Here is a 15,613-nt window from a genome sequence, read left to right on the forward strand (position 1 = left end):
GGAGCGAAACAATGGAAGACAAGAATTCTCACGGAATAGCGGGCCCCAACGGTTCCGGCAACGGATCGAGAGCCAATAGTTCCGCAAGTAATGGTTCTGCAAGCAATGGTTCTGCAAGCAATGGTTCTGCAAGCAATGGTTCTGGGAGCAACCTTTCCACGGGTAACGGTTCCAGCAGTGCCACCGCCACAGCGGATTTTCTGTCGACCGCACCCAAGCAATCCGATGCATTCACGTTTCCGCTTCCTGCCCGAACCACGGCCGCACACAGCAGCGGAGAGGACCTTTCAGTGCCAGCTTCAACACGCGAATCATCGAGGACGCTCGAAACTCGGAGTCGTACCGTCGTACGTCGCGACGCGATGGGCGTAGCCGCCGTTCGAGTGGCCGGTCGACTCACCCACACCGAACTCATCGCAAATCAGGCCTCACCCTCGAGCGCACATTCCTCCGATCCCACGACGGATCTGGACGAGTTGCTCACGATGCTCGGCAGCTACCTGTTGTCCTCGGGGTTCGAACATCCCGAAATCCACGCCAAGCTGGGCGGACAGTCGATCGTCGTCAACCTCGTATCGCCGGAGATCAGCGCGAGCTGATCTGGGCCCAGCTGCCCCTTAGGGCCACAGCACTGCTCGTGTCCATGCTCGGTCCGAGCCGCGCCGGTACAACCACCGCTGATGCCGACGCCCGGAGTCTGCCTGCCAGAACTCGACAGACTCCGGCTGGAGGCACCACGCACGCCAGTCCTCCGACACGAACCCTGGGTCGTCGCTGATTCTTGCTTCCGCAGCGGCCACCGACGTGTCGTACGCCCCTAAGTCTTCGAGCACCTCGCTCTGCTCACTTGCCGTCGCCACCGCTCTCGCCGTGACGGAGCGTTCGACGAAGTCTCGGCGTCGAAGTGCGTCGTCGCCCTCGCGAACCGTTCCGCGAATCCGGACCTGTTGGCCTGTTTCGCGCCAGTAGAAGGCGAGCGATGCTCGCGGATTTTCTTTCAACTCAACACCTTTCGGCGAAGCAGCTGAACCAGAGAACCAGAACCCACCCTCGGTCACGTCCTTGAGGATGAGGAAGCGAGAATCAGGCATACCGTCGCCGTCCACGGTCGAGAGCGCACACACGTGTGGCTCGACGACGCCGAAGGCTACGGCCGCACGGAGCCAGTCGAGGAACAACTCCCCCGGCTTTTCCGGAAAACACTCGGGCGCGGGCGGCGGAGTTCCGGTCAGCGCGGGGATACCGCGAATCCACGTCCGTACGTCAGGCAGCGAAAAATCTGCATCAACCATGAGCCGACTCTAATCGCGGGCGACCTCAGGAGACGTTGCGAACGACCGAGTCGCCGAACGACGGTTGCTGCAGCAGCGCCCACTTGTTGGACGTCAATCGGAAACTCGGCATGTCGGCGAGCGCCACCACCGATTCCCAGGTCCGCTCGTAGCTCGTGTGGGAGATTCGCCATTCACCGTCGCTGCAGCGGGTGTATCTGTCGTGATAGAAGGCCGATCCGCGAAGCAGCATGCCGTCTTCGGGGATTACCACTGTGTCCGCGAGGCACCAGATCCCGGTTGCGGTGTCTCCGTCGACGTCGATCTCGGGTTGCCCGCACTGATGTTCGGTGATGATGTGTGATCCGAGAGTGTTCTCGAGGAAGGAGACGAACGAATCTCGGGAATCGAAACTGAGTTGTTCTCCGTAGATCGCGGTGGCGTCGACGGTCAGAGTGTCGGCGAATTCGACCCACGATTTGGTGTCCAAGGCGCGTGCGTATCGGTACTTGAGTCTTTGGATGAGAACAATCGCTTCGAGATCCATGATCCCCGCCTCCCGGTGCAGCAACCACCCGTCCTATGTGTGCACATTAGCCTGTATCACGCCGAAACGGGCATTACTCTCAAAGCTAGTAGAAATGTCAGCCGATAACACGCTTTTCCAGGCCGTCGAGCATGATCGTGATCTTCTCGTCCAACCAACCTCGCCCGTGCCACGTCGATTCGTCGCCGATTCCCTCGATCAACGACTCCGATGCATTCCAACTTTCCTGATACGCCTGTCGCGCGGAACGTGAATCGGCGGAGCTGACGGTCTTGTCCATCGCCGCCATCATTGCGAACTGCGTCATCGTCACCTCGGAGATGAAGTCCACCGCCAATATCGCATCGTGGGGTGTGAAGCCTTGCGCAGTCAACGAACCGACCAGTTTCTCCACGATCTCGATTATCGCCGGCGGCGTGCCCGGAACTGCGAGACCGACCTGGGCCAGACCTGGATAGCGCTCGAACGAGGACCACAGAACGTCGCAGAAATCCTTCAGGAATTCGCGCCACGGACGATTCGTATCGGGCCATACAGTCTGACGCACAACATGATCCGAGCAGGCACGCAGCAGCGCTTCGCGGTCTGCGAAGTAGCGATAAAGTGCAGAATGACTGACGCCCAGCCGCTTTGCCACGCTCGGCATGGTCAGTTCACTCAGATCACCGGCGAGGGCGGCCTCGACGATGTCCACTGTCGACAACGTCGGCGGCCGCCCCGTCTTCTTTCCGGTCTGCATTCTGCTCAGCTTGCCACCAACCGCCATCCCGACGCACGGTGGCGCTGATTCCAGAACGCGGCGTAGTTCCCACCGGCTGCGAGCAGGACTTCGTGGGTGCCCACTTCGACGATCGAACCGTCGTCACCGAGCACGATGATCTGATCTGCGGCCACGACGGTCGACAGTTTGTGAGCGATCACGAGCAGTGTGCTTTCCCTGGCGAGTTCTTGCATCGCACGTTGAACGTGTGCCTCGTTCTCGGGATCGAGCGCGGCCGTCGCCTCGTCGAGCAGAACGACAGGTGCGCGTTTGAGGAGTGCGCGTGCAATGGAGACCCGCTGCCGCTCTCCACCGGACAGTGCCGTCCCGCCCTCACCGACACGGGTGTCCCAACCCCGCGGAAGCCGCTCGACGATTTCCGCGACGCCCGCGATCCGAGCCACGTCGAAGACTTCTTCGTCCGTGGCTTCGGGGCGGCCGAGGCGGATGTTCGCGATCAACGTGTCGTCGAAGAGGTACACGTCCTGGAAGACCAGAGACAGCTGCGACATCAGGTCGGCACTCGTGAGGTCCCGCACGTCGACGCCGCCGACACGCACCACACCGGAGTCGACGTCGTAGAAGCGCGAGATCAACCGAGTGACGGTGGTTTTGCCGGACCCTGACGGACCGACCAACGCCGTCAACGACTTCCGTGGCACGTCGAAGGAGATGTTTCGCAGAACCTGCCCACCGTCCGCGTATCCGAAGTCGACGGCGTCGAACTGCACTGCCGTCTCCCCCGTCGCCGTCCCGCTGGTATCGGGTTCGACCATTGGTTCAACTTCGAGGATCTCGGACATTCGCCGGATTTCATTGCGTGCCATTCTGATTGCACCGCCGAACTCGCCGATCTCACCCAGCGGCTGGATGAACCGTGCGGTCAGTCCGAGTAGCGCGATCAACGTGACCGGATCGATGTCGCCGCCGAGCGCGAGGAACGCGCCCAAGATGATCACGGCAGAGAACACGAATTGCAGGGCGATCCCGTTGACCACGGACCCGATCACCACGAACCACAGTTGTGAACGACCCGCAGTGTGTTGCGCTTCGATCGCGTCGTCGAGCGGTTCGTACACCCCGTGGGTGCGTCCGAAAGCACGCAGGACCGGTTGGCAACGCGCGTATTCGAGCACTCGATTGTTCGATTCGACGGCCGCTGCATGAGCCCGATCGTCGGCCTTGGCAGTCATCGTCGAGGCAAATCGTGCTGCCGCGAAGAGAATCGGAACGCTGATTACCAGCGCGAGCCCGAGCCGCCAGTCGAAGAACAACATGCACACGACAATGGTTGCCGGGCTGGCAATTCCGGAGATGATCGGTGTCATCAGGTGCGCAGCGGCCCCCATCACCGAGATGGTGCCCTTGCTGGCAACCTGCGATACCTGCCCGAGTCGGCCGGCGCCGAACCAGCCGAGCGGCAGAGTGACGAGATGATCTCCCAGGCGCAGATGCATCGTCCGCAGCAGAGTGAGGGCCGACTCGAAACCCTTCATCGCCTGCAGGTAGTGCGCAATCGAACTGATCACAGCGCATACGGCCATGGCGGCGAGCCACCGAACGAAACTGCCCCAGCTCTGATCGAACAGTGCCTGCACCGCAGGGACCAGAAGCGCCACTGCCAAACCCTGCATCACGCCGTACAACACTGCCCACACCAGGAACTCGCGATAACGGCCCTGATTCTGCGGGCCGAGTATCCGGAAGAGGTCGCGAATCATGAGTTGGCCTTTCCTGCTGCGTCAGACTTACCTGCGGTGTTGCGTTCAATCGAGTCGGCCCGACTGTGTTCAATCGAGTCGGCCCGACTGTGTTCAATCGAGTCGGCCCGACTGTGACTCGCCCACATCCGGGCATAGGTTGAACCACTCGCCACAAGCTGATCGTGCGTGCCCTTCTCCACGATCCGTCCGGCGTCGAGGACCACGATCTGATCGGCACTCACGATCGAAGCCAACCGGTGCGCGATCACCAGCACGGTGCGCCCCACCGTCAAACGCGACAGCGCTTCTTGGATATCGGCTTCGGACTCCGGGTCGGCGAACGCGGTTGCCTCGTCGAGCACGAGAACAGGAGTGTCCGCGAGAATCGCACGCGCGATGGAGACTCTTTGGGCTTCACCACCCGAGAATCTGGCGTCGACCCCGACCACCGAGTCGTACCCCCTCGGGAGCGCTTCGATTCGGGTGTCGATCTGCGCGGCTGCGGCAGCGGCCTTCACCTCGGCCGAAGTCGCCTGCGGTCGGGCAAGCCGAATGTTGTCGAGCACGGTCGCTTCGACCAGCTGCACGTCCTGCAGAACGAATCCGACGTGGCGGTACAGCTCGTCGGTAGCGACTTCCCTGACGTCGACACCACCGATGGCCACGGATCCGGCACGCACGTCGTGGAACCTCGGAACCAGCGTTGCCAGCGTCGACTTACCCGAACCCGAAGGTCCGACCAGCGCCGTCACCGTACCCTCCGGCAGCGTCAGATCAATGTCGGTCAGAACGTCGGCGCCGTCGTCGTATGCAAAGGAAACTCCGGAGAATCGAACTTCGTTCCCCACAGGCTTTTTCGGATGATCGGTTTCCGGCAGAGCGTCGGTTGCGAACAGCGCGATCAGTCGCGCCGCAGCGGCGGCTGCCTCACGGCGTGCCTGCATACCGAAACCGATGGTCGTCACCGACACCGGAATCACCATCGCGACAAGAGAACTGGTCAGCACATCGACGGGTGACACCCATCCGGAGTGAACGAACCACGAGCCGAGGCCAAGGTTGACCACCAGCACAACCGGTGCGCTCAACGCAATCGAGGCCAGCGCCTCGGTCCGGAGCATCGGGCGAACCCAGCCCTCGTACGAGACGGCAAACGCCTTGGCAGCGTCGCGGTATCGAGAATGTGACTGCTTGTCCTGACCGAAGGTCTTGACCACTGCGATGCCGGTGACGAACTCGACGATGGTGTTGCTGATGGCCGCGATGCCCTCATTCATCCGGCTCATCTTGACGGCCATGTCCTTGGTCATCATGGCGTAGGCGATCATGTAGATCGGGAGGGTGGCAATCGCGACCAGTCCCAGACGCCAGTCGATCGAGATCACGTAGCCGAGCCCGACGAGCGGCACCGCGATGGCGCCGGTGGTCTCGACGGCGCTGTGCGCAACCAGGTAGTGGAGATCGGAGATGTCGTTCTGCGCGGCTTTTCGCACGGTTCCGGACGAGTGGGAGGTGAACCAGCCCAGTGGAAGTCGACCCAGTGTCGCTGCGATTCGACGCCGAAGCACAGCTTGAAGATTGACATCGGCGAAGTGCGTCACGATCAATGCACCGCCTCCGAAGAACGCACGCATACCCAGACCGAAGACGACCACCCACACGATCGTCCAGACGCGAGACGAGTCGATGTCGCCGCCCACGATCAGCGTCTTACCCAACTCGGCGATGGCCACGTACGGCACGATGGCCGCGACCGCGGCGATCACCTGCATCACCATCGCGATGGTGGTCCGTGTACGAACTGGCGCAAGGAGTTCGCGAAGCGCGCTCTTGTGCGCCGCCGCTTCAGCTTTGGCTTGCGAGGCTTCGGCCGCCGCTCCTTGTGATACGTCGGCCTCCTCAGATGAAATGTCTGCTTTCGTAGCCTCTGTCGTCGTCATTTCGAGAACGCCTTCCATCGGGTAACTGCGTCGGCGTCGGATGCGATGCGGCCTTGGAGTTCCGCGCCGGTGAGAGTGCGATCGGCAAGAGCCTCGAGGTCTTCGAGGATCCAGTAGACCGCGAAAGGATAACTGCCGAACCAAAGTTCACCGCTCACGTCCACTGTGCGTCCGGCCTTCACTGCGGAGATCTCGTTGAACAGTGGATTTGCGTGAACTAGAGCGCCGTCGTAGATGTTGCCCGAGGTCACCACCATCGCGTCCGCCGCGTGCTGTCCGACCTCCTCGCCTGACACCGAAGACGTGGCAACACCTGTGTTGGGGCCGATCTTCGCGTCGAGTTCGGCTTGCGGGCGCCCGAAACCGGCTTCCTCGATGATCGAGGACATCGGCGACTGTGGGATGACGGTGTACATGCCGCCGGAGAATCCCACCAGCACTGACAGCGTCTGCGGTTGCGCCTCGACCGTTCCGGATACTTCGGCAAATTTGGTCTCGAGCCTCGACACGATTTCGCGAGCTTCGGACTCTCGACCCAGTGCCGTCGCCGCGGTATTCAGAACTTCGCGCCACGGCGCCGCATAGGCGAGCACCGTCGTCGGGGCAATCTCGTTGGCCTGCAAGGTGATCGACGTCAACGAGCCGACATCACTGAGCAGGATTCGGTCAGGATGAACGGCCGCGATCTGCTCCACATCTGGTGATTGGAAGAACGTCGGTTTGTCGACGACCTCGATCCCCTCACTCTGCAATATCTCCTTCGCCGCCTGCGACTGCAGCGTGGCGAAGACCGTATCGGGCTTGACCCCGAGCGTGAGTGCGTTGAGCGCTGCGAACTCGTCCAGTGCGAGCAGTTTCTGAGGTGCAGGTACGGCCGACGACTCGCCTGTTTCCGATGCGTCTGCGTCATCGCCGCCCACGGAGCAACCGACAAGCGCCGTTGCTGTCGCTGCGAGTGCCGTTGCTCGCAGGCCCCACTGCTGCCGCATCCTTCTCTCCCCGCTTTAGTTACACGCTGTCTCGATTAGGGGAGCCTACAATAAGTCACGCCTTTTGTGCAGTCCTCGTCGCTGGAAGTGCAATCGCCGGCAGACAGGCGACAACACTGATGACGGCACCCATCACGAACGCCAGCGCGAACGAGTCGCCGGAAATGCCGATCGCCAGGACCGCTGTGGTCACCGGGGCGCCCACCGCCGAACCGACGGTTCTGATCACACTGTTGACTCCACTGGCTGCTGCCATTTCCGATGGCGGGACGATCGAGGCAACCAACAGAGCACAGACCGCGAACCCCACGCCGTTCCCCAATCCGACGAGGGAAAAGAACGCCACGATCGCAACCACCGAACTCGGCCAGATCGCGAGTCCGACTGCGCCCGCCGCCATGAGGGCCAGCGCTATGACAGCGGGCACCCGCGGCCCGAATCGCCGCGCGAGAGCCGGCGTCAAGCGGCCACCGAGAAAGACGAGGACAGCGGCGGGCAAGAGCGCCAAGCCGGTCTGCACAACGGTGAATCCGCTTCCATACGTGGACGTTTCCGGCGCCTGGAGGATCCGCGGCAGACAGAGATAGAAAATGTACGGCACGAACCCGAACACCAGGGTGAGTGCGCTGGTAATCATCATCGGCTTGTCCCGAAAAACTCGCATGTCGACGATCGGCGCGTCGTGGCGGGAATCGACGGCAATCAGTGTCGCGAACGAAACGAACGCGACTACCACCAGACCCCAGAATCCGAGCGACAAAACTCCCCAGTCGGAGGCTTTCGTGATCGCCAATAGCAGGCTCACCAATCCGAACGCCAGAGCGCCGGCACCGGCCCAGTCCGTCGGCATACCCGGGCGGCGATGCGAGCCCGGAACCACGGCCACCACTGCGACCAATGCGAGCACGATCAAGATCCCGGTGATCACGAACAACCACTGCCAACTGCGATACTCGAGGATGACACCGCCGATCACCAGTGCACTTCCGGCACCGATTCCCAAAGTCCCAGCGAGCCAACCTATCCCTGAAGACAACTCGGGACCTACTACCGTTCTCCGCAGTACTGCCATCGCAAGCGGGAAGCTCGCCATGCTCACTCCCTGGACAGCTCGAACGACAAGCAGCACCCCGATATTCGGGGCGGCTGCCGCGGCAAATGTCGCGAGAGCGAAGATGATCAGGACGATCACCAGGACTCGCTTGTCGCCGAATCGGTCACCCATCGCGCCGACTATCGGAGCCATCACCGCGGCCGCCAACAGGTACGCCGTCAGGATCCAGCCGGTCACCGCCACGGACGTGTCGAAATGCTCACCCAACACCGGCAACGCCGGTACCAGCATGGTCTGCATGAGCGAGTAGACGAGTACCGCCCCCGCAAGCGCGGCGATCACCCGGCTCCCGGATCGCGTGGGCGCCTCCGCCAAGGTTGTCATCGACACCTTCCTCCAATCATGAATCGAATCGGAACGGAACACTCCGTTCCGATTGAGTAAACCATGCATTGCTAGCCTGTGGGAATGGCGAAAGAGAATGCGAGCCTCCCCGGACGCGCCCGAGAAGCCGCAGACAACGACGTCACCGTACTGCGAGCAGCGCGCGAGATTTTTGCCGAACAGGGTTGGAATGCACCGGTATCGGCAATTGCCACCCGGGCCGGAGTGGGAGTAGGCAGCATCTATCGCCGATACCGAGGCAAGGAGGAACTGGCGCAATCCCTGCGCGTCTGGGCGATCGACCACCTCGCCACCCTCGCCCGAGAGTGCATGAGCACCGCGAAAACCGATGAAGCCGTATTGAAGACGTTCTTCTCGCGATATCTCACCGAATCAGTGGGACCGCTCATTCCGGTCCTCGGCGGCAAGTTACCTGAACACGCCGAAGTCACTCGTGCCGCCGAAGAATTGGAGGCCGCACTGCAATCGATGGTCGACGTCTGCATCGACGCTCGCGAAGTCCCGCCCGACTTCACTGCTGCTGACGTCATGCTCATGACAGTGCATCTGCGGCCGACTCTGCCGATCGAGGGTGATCGAGCCACCGAAATACACACGCGCTATCTCGACTTCATGCTCGACGGACTTCGTGGCGGAACACCTCGACCAACGATCACTCCCCCGTCTTGGAGCGAATGGCTTCAGATGTGGCAGGGCAACTGACCCCGAGAACACCCGAATGACATGTCAGGTTAGGCTTACCTAGCTTATTTCGCCATGTTCGGAAGGTTCTCATGAAAATCAATCGCCGGCTCGCCGGCTTCGCCGCACTACCCGCCGTCGCCACGCTCCTACTCGCCGGTTGCGGAAGTAGCGACGCAGCGCCCTCTACCGAGACCAGGTCTGCCGACCAGTCCTGGAGTTACACAACGGGATACGGAAACACGATCACCCTCGACCACGCCCCGGAGCGGATCGTCGTCGACGCGTACTCCGCTGCGGCTCTGTGGGACTACGGCATTCGGCCGGTCGGCATCTTCGGTTACGGCGTCGGCAATCCAGACGTCACCGATCGCGCTGACGAGTCGACGATGACCGTCGTCGGCCGTGAAGGTGAACTCAGCGCGGAAGCTCTTGCGGCGCTGGACCCAGACCTGGTCATCGGGTACGGCAACAGCGACGACCCGACACGATGGACTTGGTGGGACGAGCCGATGGGCAAGACCGTCAACAATGTTGCACCGTTTGTCGGCGTCAAGTTCTCCGGAGCCTCGACACCGGACGTGTTGAACGAGTACGCCTCACTCGCCGAAGCACTCGGCGGGAACACCGACACAGTGGCAGCACGCGAGGGCAAGGAAGCATTCGAATCCGGTGCAGAGCGCATCCGAACTGCTGCGGCCAAGGTCGACGACATCGAAGTCCTCGCCCTGAACGGTGACAGCTCCGAGTTGTACGCAGGCACAACGGCGCTCGCTCAGTTCGGGTACCTGAAGGAACTGGGCGTGAAGTTCACCGGTCCGGGAGGCGACAAGGGCTGGGCCGATCTCAGCTGGGAACAGGTACCGGACTATCCGGCGGACATCGTGTTCCAGTTCGCGAAGTCGGCAGAGGCATTCGCGGCATCACCCGTGTTCGTCAAGCTGCCCGCGGTGACCGCGAACCAGGTGATCGACTTCGACGACAAGCGTCCCAACACCTACGCCAATTACGGCGCCTGGTTCGAGCAGGTTGCACAACTACTCGACCAGGCCCGCAACGTCGCCTGAATTACTGCCCAGCAGTGATTCGTCCGGCCGCTTCCTCGAGAACGTCGAGGAAGATGGCCGCGGTGAGCGCAAATCCTTGGTTGTATCGCGCGTCGCTGGTCAACACGTTGCCCGCTTGAACTGCAGGCAACCGCTGCCACGTCGGCTGCGACTTGATCGCGTCGAGCGCTTCCTGATCGCGTGCTTGGGCGATGATCACATCCGCCGGAGCCAAGGTGTCGAGTTGCTCGAACGACAACTCGAACGAGTTCTCTGCATTGTCGTCGTCACGGAAAAGCACGTCCAGGCCGGCATCGAGTGCAACACTGATTCGCAGATTCCGCTGATGCACAAGGAAGCCCGTCGGCGTCTGAACGCCGAACACGATCTTCTTTCCGCCCAGCTTCTCCTGCAACATCGGTCGCAGTCTCGCGAGCTTGTCGTCGTACTCCGCAATGGAAGCCTCGGCGATCGTCACCCGGTCGAGCTGGCTCGCCTGCGCCATCAGAGCACCTCGCCAGTCGACCGGGTGCCCGGCAATCGGTTCGACGTCGTCGCCGACGACCAACAGCGGCGCGATGGAAGACAAGCGCTCGGTGCCGTACCAGTCACTGGTGTATCCGATCGCAGTGATGACGATCAGATCGGGCTCGAGAGCGAGCAGAGCCTCGAAGTTGGTGGAGAAGTCGCCGGCGACGTTGACGAAGCTCGCGTCCTCGATGGTGCGGCCGGGAAACTGGAATCCTGCCTTGGCGTCGGGGAACCAGAAGTTGCCCGATCCGACGATCGGGTAGTCCATCATCATCGCGAATTCGAGGTCGACGCGGCCGTCGAGCACCACCACACGCTTCGGGTCGCGCGGAACGTCGCCGCTGAACTCGGCCCACGTGTACGGGAGAGTGTCACTGGCAGAGTCGGATTCGCCATCGGAGCTTCCGCAGGCGCTCAGCGCCAATGCTGCAGCCACACCAGCTGCGCCACCGAAGAATCGGCGTCGCGAAATGCGGTCGACGATCTGAGCCCACTCCGTGTCGGTAACCTGCGCATCCAGGACGAGTGTCATACCTTTGCTCCTTCGATGTTTCGCTGACGCTCGCGTCCCAGCGGAATGACCAGCGGTGTGTGGGAAACCGGATCGTCGATGATGCGGCACGCCATGCCGAACACCTCCTGCACCAGTTCTTCGGTGATGATCTCCGCGGGCGGGCCCTCGGCGACCACCGCGCCGTCCTTCATCGCGATGATGTGAGTTCCGTAGCGGCACGCGTGATTGAGATCGTGAAGCACCGCCACCAGCGTGTGTCCGTCGTTCTCGTTCAGATCGCGGCAGAGTTCCAGCAGCTCGATCTGGTGCGCGATGTCGAGGAACGTCGTCGGCTCGTCCAGTAGCACCAACGGAGTCTGCTGCGCGAGAACCATAGCTACCCAGACACGTTGGCGCTGACCACCGGACAGTTCGTCGACCGGCCTGGCCGACAGATCCGTGACCTTGGTTGCTTCCATCGCCTTGATGACGGCGGCCTCGTCCTCTCGGGACCACTGGCGGATCAGCTTCTGGTGCGGATAACGCCCTCGCGCAACCAGATCGGCGACTTTGATTCCGTCCGGCGCGATCGACGTCTGCGGCAGAAGCCCGAGTCGCCTCGCAACTTCCTTTGCCGGGTACGACGTGATCGTCTTACCGTCGAGAAGGACCTTGCCGGTGGTCGGCTTGAGCAACCGGGACAGCGCACGCAGAAGCGTCGACTTGCCGCAGGCATTGGGACCGACGATGACGGTGAAGCCACCGTCGGGGATTTCGACGTCGAGGTGTTCCGCGATGACGCGCTTGTCGTAACCGATCGTGACGTCCTCGGCGCGAAGCCGATTCGTCCTTTCGACCACGACGGCGGCCGTACTTGTCTCGTTCACGCTGTTCCTCGTTCCTTCACCGATCACTGCTTACGTGCCTCTCGCGCGAGAAGCCATACGAAATAGATGCCACCGATGGAGACGGTGACGACGCCGACCGGCAACTGTGTCGGCGCGAAAGCTCGCTGCGCCACCCAGTCGCTGACCATCAGCAACGCGCCACCCATTGCTGCCGACGGCAGCAGGGTCACTCCGGCACTACCGGTCAATCGCCTCACCAACTGCGGAGCCGCCAGCGAGACGAACCCGATGGGACCGGCCGCTGCTGTCACCATGGCCGTCAGGGCGACGCCGAGAACAACCAGGGAAAGCCGCGTGGGTTCGGCCCGGACGCCGAGCGCCTTGGCGGCGTCGTCGCCCATCTCGAGCATCTGCATCCGCCTGCCCAACACCAGGATCAGCGGAACGAGGATGGCCAGCACGACGACCACCGGCCACACCTGAGTCCAGCCGAGTCCGTTCAACGAACCGGCACCCCACACTGCGGCAGCCATGGCGTCGTCAAGTTTCGCCTTGAGGATCATCCAGGTGTTGACCGAGCCCAACATCGCGCTGATGGCGATACCGACGATGATCAACCGGAATCCCTGCACACCTCGCTTGTACGCAAGGAGATAAACAACTGCTGCGGTGGCGATTCCGCCCACCAGAGCACCGACTGCGATCTCGTAGTAAGTACCACCGATGAGGAGGATGACCACCAGAGCGCCCGTGTACGCACCGGAGTTGAAGCCGATGATGTCCGGGCTACCCAACGGGTTCCTGGTCAGCGATTGGAAGATCGCACCGCTCATACCGAGCGCCGCACCGAGCATCAGCGCCAACAGAACTCGGGGCAGACGCCATTCCACGACGACCATGTGGATACGCGCGGGGGCTTCGCCGAACAGTGCACCGAGGACGTCCCCGATCGGCACTTGGTAGTCACCACTACCGAGCGCGATGACACCGATGGCCAATGCAAGCGCAACGAGGACGAGGCAGACTGTGACCGTGCGGACGTCGATCCGCGCGGACCAGCCTTCTTTGGGTGAGCGCACCACCGTGGTGGCGCGCCCGAAATCGATGCTCACAGACCGCTCACCTTGCTTCGACGCACCAGCATGATCAGCACCGGAGCGCCGATGAAGGCCGTGACGATGCCGACCTGAAGTTCACCCGGGCGCAGCACGATTCGGCCGACGACGTCGGAGAAGAGAAGAAGAATCGGCGAGCACACCAACGTGTACGGGAGAATCCATCGCTGATCCGGTCCGACGAACCATCTCGCGACGTGCGGAACCATCAATCCGACGAATCCGATCGGCCCGGCCGCAGCTGTCGCCGCGCCGCACAGCAATGTCACCGCGATGACACCGAGGATGCGAGTACGAGTGATGTTGGCACCGAGCGAACGTGCCAGATCGTCACCCAGGGCCACCGCGTTGAGTTGGCGCGCCAACGCGAGCGCCAGGAAGAGCCCGATGAGAATGAACGGTGCGACGGCGAGAACGATTTCCAACGAACGCCCGCTGAGTGAGCCGGCATTCCACTGGCGCATCTGGTCGAAGGCGGTCGGGTTGAGCAAGGTGATCCCGGACGAGATACCGCCGAGCACGGAGCCGATGGCAACACCGGCAAGCGTCAGCCGAATGGGCGTCGCACCACCTCGACCGATCGAGCCCAGCGTGTAGACGATCGCTGTGGCTATCACCGCTCCGAGGAAAGCGAACCAGATGTACGACCAGATGCTGGTCAAGCCGAAGACCGCGACGGCAACGACCATCGCGAAGCCCGCGCCGGCATTGACACCGAGAATTCCGGGATCAGCCAAGGGATTTCGTGTCATCGCCTGGATGAGGCCACCGGCCACACCCAGTGCCATACCGACTATCAGACCGAGCAGAGTACGAGGTAGCCGCAGATCACGGATGATCACATGATCATTGGAATCGTCGTAGTTCACCAGCGCGTCGATCACGGTGCCGAACGGAATGGTCTTCGATCCCACCGCGATACTCAGCAGGAGCACGGCGGCGAGCACCACCAGGCACACCAGAAGACCCGCCATACGACGAGAGTTGGTCGATACCAGCCCGTCCGGTTGCTTCTGCTTCTCGTGCAGCGACTCGTCGATCAGTTCTTCGGTGTGTTTGTCGACTGCGCTCTTGTCCGCCGCACCGCTGTCGACAGCACTCTTGTCGAATCCAACGGTCACAAGCCGGCGCTCTCTAGAGTCTTCTCGACCTCGTCGCGGATCTCTTCCTCGTCGCGGTCCGATTCCCAGGCCGCATCGAGTGCCGCGCGGACACTTTCGTCGAGGGCCTCGTACTTCGCGTTCCACACCTCGGCTTTGTACGTCCAGTAGCCGATGACCTTGTACTGCTCACCCGGCAACTTCAGTTCGTGGCGAAGGTACTTGCGGATGTCACGGAGCATCGTGCTCTCGCCTGCAACCCACACGTATCCGAGTTCGGTGGGCAGGTTCATCGCGCGAACCGCGTCCGGCAACTTCGACGGTGCAACACCGTTGCCACTGCCGACCAGCCAGATGAACTCGACGTCGGCCGACGAGGTGATCTGCTGCTTGTGAGACTCGTCCACCACCTCGACGATCGCCTTGGCCGACATCCCGGCGGGCAACTGTTCGATCAAGCGCCCGAGTGCGGGGAGTCCAGTCGCGTCGGCGACGAACACCTGCCAACGTGCGTCGGCCGGGGGCTCGTAGAGGCCACGAGACTCGCCGATCGCCAACTTGTCACCGATCTCGGCCTTCTGCGCCCAGTCGCTGGCGATACCACCCTCGTGAACGACGAAGTCGATCGTCATGCAGCTGGTTTCGGAATCGAACCGTCGCACGGTGTACGGCTGGCACGGGGACGGTTCCTCTCCCTCCGGGTATCGCCAACCGCGCGGTGCATCCGGATCTTCCGCCGGAAGAACGAACTTGCCTGTAGCCGGGACCGGGAAGTGGAGGCGCAGGTATTCGTCACCGGTACCGGTGGTTTCGAAGGCGGTCAGCTCCTCCCCACCGAACACGATACGAACCATTCCCGGGGTCACGTACTCCTTGTGAAGTACCTCGCCGAACACAAGACTCACAACAATCTCCAACATCGATGGAACATGAACCGGACCCGAACACGAGGATCCATCCGACTTCCGGACATAGTTAACCCGCGCTAAGTAAGGTAGACCTTAATTTATTGCAGTGTCGTCGATGAGTCGATGCCTTCTCCGCTGCAACGGGGCCAACTACTATCGCAATTCGGCCAACGCAATACGTATGGCCTGTTCACGACAAGTATTGGCACCGGTGTGACTTCT

The 15,613-nt window shown here is 61.9% G+C and carries 15 protein-coding genes; 3 read left to right on the forward strand and 12 right to left on the reverse strand.

Going from position 1 to position 15,613, the window contains the following annotated elements; genetic code table 11:
- Positions 1–290: 290 nt before the first annotated feature.
- Positions 291–599, forward strand: a complete 309-nt coding sequence (locus tag ACBG85_RS20620; protein ID WP_306669658.1) for a hypothetical protein — start codon at positions 291–293, stop codon at positions 597–599.
- A gap of 18 nt (positions 600–617) precedes the next feature.
- Here the strand turns inward: ACBG85_RS20620 and ACBG85_RS20625 are convergent, their stop codons facing one another.
- The 7 genes from ACBG85_RS20625 to ACBG85_RS20655 all read right to left on the reverse strand — a co-directional run bounded on the left by ACBG85_RS20625 (position 618) and on the right by ACBG85_RS20655 (position 8,648).
- Complete coding sequence (locus tag ACBG85_RS20625; protein ID WP_204855507.1) at positions 618–1,292, reverse strand: pyridoxal 5'-phosphate synthase; 675 nt, start codon at positions 1,290–1,292, stop codon at positions 618–620.
- Between the two features lie 25 nt (positions 1,293–1,317).
- Positions 1,318–1,818, reverse strand: a complete 501-nt coding sequence (locus ACBG85_RS20630; protein ID WP_003946235.1) for a nuclear transport factor 2 family protein — start codon at positions 1,816–1,818, stop codon at positions 1,318–1,320.
- Between the two features lie 97 nt (positions 1,819–1,915).
- Positions 1,916–2,557, reverse strand: coding sequence for a TetR/AcrR family transcriptional regulator (locus tag ACBG85_RS20635; RefSeq protein WP_054780876.1), 642 nt, complete (start codon positions 2,555–2,557; stop codon positions 1,916–1,918).
- Positions 2,558–2,562: 5 nt separating this feature from the next.
- Positions 2,563–4,299, reverse strand: a complete 1,737-nt coding sequence (locus tag ACBG85_RS20640; RefSeq protein WP_030536297.1) for an ABC transporter ATP-binding protein — start codon at positions 4,297–4,299, stop codon at positions 2,563–2,565.
- Positions 4,296–6,221, reverse strand: a complete 1,926-nt coding sequence (locus ACBG85_RS20645; RefSeq protein ID WP_372024615.1) for an ABC transporter ATP-binding protein — start codon at positions 6,219–6,221, stop codon at positions 4,296–4,298. The genes ACBG85_RS20640 and ACBG85_RS20645 overlap by 4 nt, the downstream gene beginning before the upstream one ends.
- Positions 6,218–7,210: an ABC transporter substrate-binding protein gene (locus ACBG85_RS20650; RefSeq protein WP_054780875.1), complete on the reverse strand. Its 993-nt coding sequence runs from the start codon at positions 7,208–7,210 to the stop codon at positions 6,218–6,220. Before ACBG85_RS20650 ends, ACBG85_RS20645 begins: the two co-directional genes overlap by 4 nt.
- A 55-nt stretch (positions 7,211–7,265) precedes the next feature.
- A complete protein-coding gene (locus ACBG85_RS20655) occupies positions 7,266–8,648 on the reverse strand; it encodes an MFS transporter (RefSeq protein WP_372024617.1) in 1,383 nt (460 codons plus the stop codon).
- Between the two features lie 84 nt (positions 8,649–8,732).
- On the opposite strand from ACBG85_RS20655, the gene ACBG85_RS20660 reads away from it, so the two are divergent.
- Both ACBG85_RS20660 and ACBG85_RS20665 read left to right on the forward strand, forming a co-directional pair.
- The gene (locus tag ACBG85_RS20660; protein WP_030536301.1) at positions 8,733–9,371 is read left to right on the forward strand and encodes a TetR/AcrR family transcriptional regulator; all 639 of its coding nucleotides are present in this window, start codon (positions 8,733–8,735) and stop codon (positions 9,369–9,371) included.
- A 71-nt stretch (positions 9,372–9,442) separates the two neighbouring features.
- Positions 9,443–10,417: an ABC transporter substrate-binding protein gene (locus ACBG85_RS20665; RefSeq protein WP_166502529.1), complete on the forward strand. Its 975-nt coding sequence runs from the start codon at positions 9,443–9,445 to the stop codon at positions 10,415–10,417.
- A gap of 1 nt (position 10,418) precedes the next feature.
- Here the strand turns inward: ACBG85_RS20665 and ACBG85_RS20670 are convergent, their stop codons facing one another.
- From ACBG85_RS20670 to ACBG85_RS20690, 5 genes are read right to left on the reverse strand one after another with little or no spacing between them, the layout of a single operon-like run.
- On the reverse strand, positions 10,419–11,459 hold the full coding sequence (locus ACBG85_RS20670; RefSeq protein ID WP_054827505.1) for an ABC transporter substrate-binding protein: 1,041 nt from the start codon (positions 11,457–11,459) through the stop codon (positions 10,419–10,421).
- On the reverse strand, positions 11,456–12,307 hold the full coding sequence (locus tag ACBG85_RS20675) for an ABC transporter ATP-binding protein (protein ID WP_372024622.1): 852 nt from the start codon (positions 12,305–12,307) through the stop codon (positions 11,456–11,458). The genes ACBG85_RS20670 and ACBG85_RS20675 overlap by 4 nt, the downstream gene beginning before the upstream one ends.
- A 23-nt stretch (positions 12,308–12,330) precedes the next feature.
- Positions 12,331–13,380 (reverse strand): iron-enterobactin ABC transporter permease, encoded by a 1,050-nt coding sequence (gene fepG / locus ACBG85_RS20680; RefSeq protein ID WP_003946259.1) that lies wholly within the window; start codon positions 13,378–13,380, stop codon positions 12,331–12,333.
- Positions 13,377–14,504 carry a Fe(3+)-siderophore ABC transporter permease gene (locus tag ACBG85_RS20685; protein ID WP_003946222.1) on the reverse strand — a complete coding sequence of 376 codons (1,128 nt, stop codon included), beginning with the start codon at positions 14,502–14,504 and terminating at the stop codon, positions 13,377–13,379. Before ACBG85_RS20685 ends, fepG begins: the two co-directional genes overlap by 4 nt.
- Entirely contained in the window at positions 14,501–15,388 is an 888-nt protein-coding gene (locus ACBG85_RS20690; protein ID WP_225320112.1) for a siderophore-interacting protein, read from the reverse strand. The genes ACBG85_RS20685 and ACBG85_RS20690 overlap by 4 nt, the downstream gene beginning before the upstream one ends.
- Positions 15,389–15,613 lie beyond the last annotated feature (225 nt).

It is taken from the genome of Rhodococcus sp. NyZ502 (assembly GCF_041464245.1).
In the GTDB taxonomy this organism is placed as follows: domain Bacteria; phylum Actinomycetota; class Actinomycetes; order Mycobacteriales; family Mycobacteriaceae; genus Rhodococcus_F; species Rhodococcus_F qingshengii.

Bases quoted from the DNA above. Each gene is read 5' to 3' on its own strand.
- ACBG85_RS20625 (WP_204855507.1), bottom strand. From the start codon at position 1,292: ATGGTTGATGCAGATTTTTCGCTGCCTGACGTACGGACGTGGATTCGC.
- ACBG85_RS20630 (WP_003946235.1), bottom strand. From the start codon at position 1,818: ATGGATCTCGAAGCGATTGTTCTCATCCAAAGACTCAAGTACCGATAC.
- ACBG85_RS20635 (WP_054780876.1), bottom strand. From the start codon at position 2,557: ATGCAGACCGGAAAGAAGACGGGGCGGCCGCCGACGTTGTCGACAGTG.
- ACBG85_RS20640 (WP_030536297.1), bottom strand. From the start codon at position 4,299: ATGATTCGCGACCTCTTCCGGATACTCGGCCCGCAGAATCAGGGCCGT.
- ACBG85_RS20645 (WP_372024615.1), bottom strand. From the start codon at position 6,221: ATGACGACGACAGAGGCTACGAAAGCAGACATTTCATCTGAGGAGGCC.
- ACBG85_RS20650 (WP_054780875.1), bottom strand. From the start codon at position 7,210: ATGCGGCAGCAGTGGGGCCTGCGAGCAACGGCACTCGCAGCGACAGCA.
- ACBG85_RS20655 (WP_372024617.1), bottom strand. From the start codon at position 8,648: ATGACAACCTTGGCGGAGGCGCCCACGCGATCCGGGAGCCGGGTGATC.
- ACBG85_RS20660 (WP_030536301.1), top strand. From the start codon at position 8,733: ATGGCGAAAGAGAATGCGAGCCTCCCCGGACGCGCCCGAGAAGCCGCA.
- ACBG85_RS20665 (WP_166502529.1), top strand. From the start codon at position 9,443: ATGAAAATCAATCGCCGGCTCGCCGGCTTCGCCGCACTACCCGCCGTC.
- ACBG85_RS20670 (WP_054827505.1), bottom strand. From the start codon at position 11,459: ATGACACTCGTCCTGGATGCGCAGGTTACCGACACGGAGTGGGCTCAG.